The sequence below is a fragment of the Roseobacter sp. genome, assembly GCF_024639605.1.
Lineage (GTDB): Bacteria > Pseudomonadota > Alphaproteobacteria > Rhodobacterales > Rhodobacteraceae > Roseobacter.
On sequence record NZ_JAHEHZ010000037.1, the window covers coordinates 23,356 to 27,487 of the forward strand.

The window sequence follows — 4,132 nt, forward strand, 5'->3', positions numbered from 1 at the left end:
CTGATCCATTTCGTGCTGCCCGGCCATCCGCTGCACGTGCTGTTTCACGGCTATGTGCAATCAACGCATCCGGTCTTTTCGCATTCGGGCTTTGAGGAAATCGTTGTGGCGGATAAGCGTCAGCTGAAGGCGGGTGTGTTTTTTCATCAGCTGCATCACCGGTATTTCGAGTGCAATTACGGCACGGTGGAGATGCCCTGGGACCGCTGGTTCGGCAGCTATCACGATGGCTCGGCGGCAGCCACTGACGAGACAAGGGCCCGCAAAAAGCAGATGTACACCTGATGCAGGCCGGGTTTGTTATCGATGATCTCAAATGCTGGACGAGCACGCGCCGTCCGGGCTAGCCGGGAAATGTAGTCTTACGTTCCTGATACAGCTTTGAGATGGCATGACACATGACAACCTACGGACTGACCGACGAGCACCTTATGATTGCGGAGACCGTCCGCAGTTTTGTCGAAAAAGAAATCTACCCGCATGAGGCGCTGATTGAGAGAACGGGCGAGGTTCCCGGCGAGATCGCGCAGGAGATAAAACGAAAGACGCTCGAGATTGGGTTTTATGCCTGCAACTTTCCCGAGAGCGTCGGATGTGCCGGGCTGAACCATCTGGAGTTTGCGCTGGTGGAGCGCGAACTGGGACGTGGCTCCATGGCGCTGACGCATTTCTTCGGACGGCCGCAGAACATTCTGATGGCCTGCACCGGAGATCAGGTGGAGCGGTACCTGATGCCCGCCGTGCGCGGCGAGCGGATGGATGCGCTGGCGATGACCGAACCCGGTGCCGGATCAGACGTGCGAGGGATGAAATGTGCTGCGGTACGTGACGGAGGGGACTGGGTCGTCAACGGCACCAAGCATTTCATCTCCGGGGCTGAGCACGCAGATTTTGTTATCGTCTTTATCGCAACCGGAGAGGATCAGACGTCAAAGGGTCCGAAAAAGCGCATCACAGCCTTTCTGGTGGACCGCGGCACCCCGGGTTTCACCATTCGTGACGGGTATAAATCGGTCAGCCACCGTGGCTACAAAAACATGATCCTCGATTTTGACGACTGCCGCCTGCCGGACGCGCAGGTGCTGGGCGAGGTCGATGGTGGCTTTGAGGTGATGAACACCTGGCTTTACGCAACCCGCATCACCGTGGCCGCGATGAGTGTCGGGCGCGCGCGCCGTGTCTTTGATTATGCAGTGAATTACGCCGCTGAACGCGAACAGTTCGGCCAGAAGATCGGGAAATTTCAGGGAGTGAGTTTTCAGCTTGCCGATATGATTACCGAAATCGATGGCGCTGATCTGCTGACTTTGGCGGCGGCCGATCGTCTGGACCAGGGCCTGTCGGCGAATCGCGAGATTGCCTCGGCCAAGCTTTTCGCCTCCGAGATGCTTGCCCGGGTGACGGATGCCGCCATCCAGATCCACGGGGGTATGGGTTTGATGGATGATTATCCGCTGGAACGGTTCTGGCGCGATGCGCGGGTGGAGCGCATCTGGGACGGAACCTCGGAGATCCAGCGACACATCATCAGCCGTGATCTGCTGCGGGCGCTGGGTGCATGAGTTTTTATGCCTCCGGCGGGGATATTTTCGAGCCAGAGAAGGGGGGCGGTTGTGTCCGGTAGTCTGACGAGATTGCTGCGCCCTGAATCTGTTGTGGTTATCGGCGGTGGTACGTGGTGCCGGCAGGTCGTGCGGCAGTTGCAGATCATGGGGTTTCCCGGGCAGATCTGGCGGGTGCATCCGCGTGCCGATGAGGTTGAAGGCATTGCGGCGGTGCCGGCGCTTACGGATCTGCCGGGCGTGCCGGATGCAGCCTTTATCGGAGTCAACCGGCATCAGACGCCTGAGGTTGCCGCAGCGCTCGCAGCAATGGGGGCCGGTGGCGCGGTGTGTTTTGCCTCCGGGTTTTCGGAGGCGCGGGCAGAGGATCCTGCTGCAGGTGATTTGCAGCGAAGGCTGGTTGCCGCCGCCGGAGAGATGCCGGTACTGGGGCCCAACTGTTACGGGTTCATCAATGCGCTTGATGGTGTCCTTCTCTGGCCGGATCAGCACGGATGTAAGCCGGTGACCCGCGGCGTGGCGCTGCTGACGCAAAGTTCGAATATCGCGATTAATCTGACGATGCAGCAGCGTCAGGTTCCGGTGGCATTCGTTGTGGCCTGCGGGAACATGGCACAGACAACGCAGGCCGCAATTGCGATGGCGCTGCTGGATGATCCGAGGATCACTGCGATCGGTCTTCACATCGAGGGATTTGGCGAGACCGGGGCCTGGCACCGTCTGGCGGTAAAAGCAAAGACCCGGGGCGTGCCGCTTGTGGCGCTGAAAGCCGGTGCTTCCGAGCAGGCACAGGCAGCAACGGTGTCTCATACCGCCTCGATTGCGGGCAGTGACGTTGGAGCGGATGCATTGCTGCGCCATCTGGGTGTTCCCCGGCTGCGCGATCTGCCGTCGTTTCTGGAAGCGCTGAAGCTGTTGCATATGGTGGGGCCGTTGCGTTCGCCGTCACTTGCTTCGATCAGTTGTTCCGGGGGCGAGGCAAGTCTGATGGCAGATGCGGTGGTCGGTCGGTCGGTCATGTATCCGCCACTCACGGCCGAACAGAAAAAAGAACTTGCCGCAGCGCTCGGACCCATGGTCGCACTTTCCAACCCGCTGGATTACAATACCTATATCTGGGGTGACGCGGCGAAAATGGCGGCTGCATGGCGTCCGATGGCATCACCTGACACGGGCCTTTTGCTCATTGTTCTGGACTATCCGCATACCGATCCCGGCGAGTGGCGCAGCGCCACAGAAGCCGCGATTGCAGTCGCGGCAGACGGGGTATGCCCGGTAGGTGTCGTCGCCACCTTACCTGAACTGATGCCGTCTGATGTGGCGCGCGAGCTGGTGGCGGGTGGCGTCATCCCGCTTTATGGTATCTCGGAGGCGATTGCCGCGGCGGAGGCTGCAGTAGTTCTGCGGGCACCCGAAACGGCACCCCCGTTGCCACCGGGGCCGGGGTGCGCCGTCGCTACCCTCACCGAAGCAGAGGCCAAGGCGCTGCTTGCAGAATATGGTCTGCACGTACCCGGATACGCCGGCGGACTTGCGGCGCATGAAATTGCCGACCGGGCCGCCGGGCTGTGCGCGCCGCTGGTTCTGAAGGCGGAAGGCATGGCGCATAAATCGGACAGCGGTGGTGTTGTGACCGGGCTGAGCCATGCAGAGCTGGCAGCCGCGGCGGACGGGATGCAGGCGCAGCGCTTTCTCGTGGAGGAAATGGTGACCGGGGCGGTTGCGGAACTGCTTATCGGCGTGGTGCGGGACCCGGCACACGGGTTTATCCTCTCGGTTGCTGCCGGGGGCGTGACTGCGACGCTTCTGAACGACAGGGTGTCGCTTCTGGTGCCAGCGCGGCGCGACGCTGTGCAGAACGCCATCGCCACGCTGCGCTGCGCTCCGGTGCTGCAGGGGTACCGCGGGCGGTCCGCTGCGGATATGGAGGCGATCCTCGATGCGGTCATGGCGCTACAGGACTGTGTGATTGCGCTGTCGGACCGCATCAGCGAAGCTGAGATCAACCCGCTGATCGCAACGCCAGGGGATGCGGTTGCTGTCGATGCCCTCGTTGTTATGGGCCCGGCGGCGGAGTAACAGGAGAATACCCATGGATCCGATCAGAACCGAAACCAGAGGAGCCGTATTCGAGGTGACGCTCGACCGGCCCAAAGCAAATGCTATTGATCTGCTGACATCGCGCCGCATGGGTGAGGTTTTTGCGGCATTCCGCGATGATCCTGATCTGAGGGTGGCGATCATCACCGGTGCCGGCGGCAAATTCTTCTGTCCGGGCTGGGACCTGAAAGCCGCGGCAGAAGGCGATGCGGTGGACGGGGATTACGGGGTTGGCGGTTTTGGCGGGCTGCAGGAACTACGCGGCATGAACAAGCCTGTCATTGCTGCGGTCAACGGCATTGCCTGCGGTGGCGGGCTTGAGCTCGCACTGAGTGCCGACATCATCATTGCCGCAGAGCACGCGCAGTTTGCGTTGCCGGAAATACGGTCAGGCACCGTCGCGGACGCCGCCTCGGTCAAGCTGCCCAAACGCATTCCCTATCACATCGCCATGGAGCTGCTGCTGACAG

The 4,132-nt window shown here is 61.2% G+C and carries 4 protein-coding genes; all 4 read left to right on the forward strand.

The features are described from left to right. On the forward strand, positions 1-285 hold a 285-nt coding region (locus Q0M35_RS07030), incomplete at its 5' end, for a sterol desaturase family protein (RefSeq protein ID WP_366519647.1). Between the two features lie 113 nt (positions 286-398). Beyond that, complete coding sequence (locus tag Q0M35_RS07035) at positions 399-1,562, forward strand: acyl-CoA dehydrogenase family protein (RefSeq protein WP_295313575.1); 1,164 nt, start codon at positions 399-401, stop codon at positions 1,560-1,562. A gap of 51 nt (positions 1,563-1,613) precedes the next feature. Then, complete coding sequence (locus Q0M35_RS07040) at positions 1,614-3,641, forward strand: acetate--CoA ligase family protein (protein ID WP_366519648.1); 2,028 nt, start codon at positions 1,614-1,616, stop codon at positions 3,639-3,641. 13 nt (positions 3,642-3,654) lie between these two features. Then, positions 3,655-4,132, forward strand: a 478-nt coding sequence (locus Q0M35_RS07045) for an enoyl-CoA hydratase-related protein (RefSeq protein ID WP_295313578.1), incomplete at its 3' end; no start/stop codon positions are given.

Coding starts and splice junctions, on each gene's coding strand:
- Q0M35_RS07035 (WP_295313575.1), top strand. CDS start 399: ATGACAACCTACGGACTGACCGACGAGCACCTTATGATTGCGGAGACC.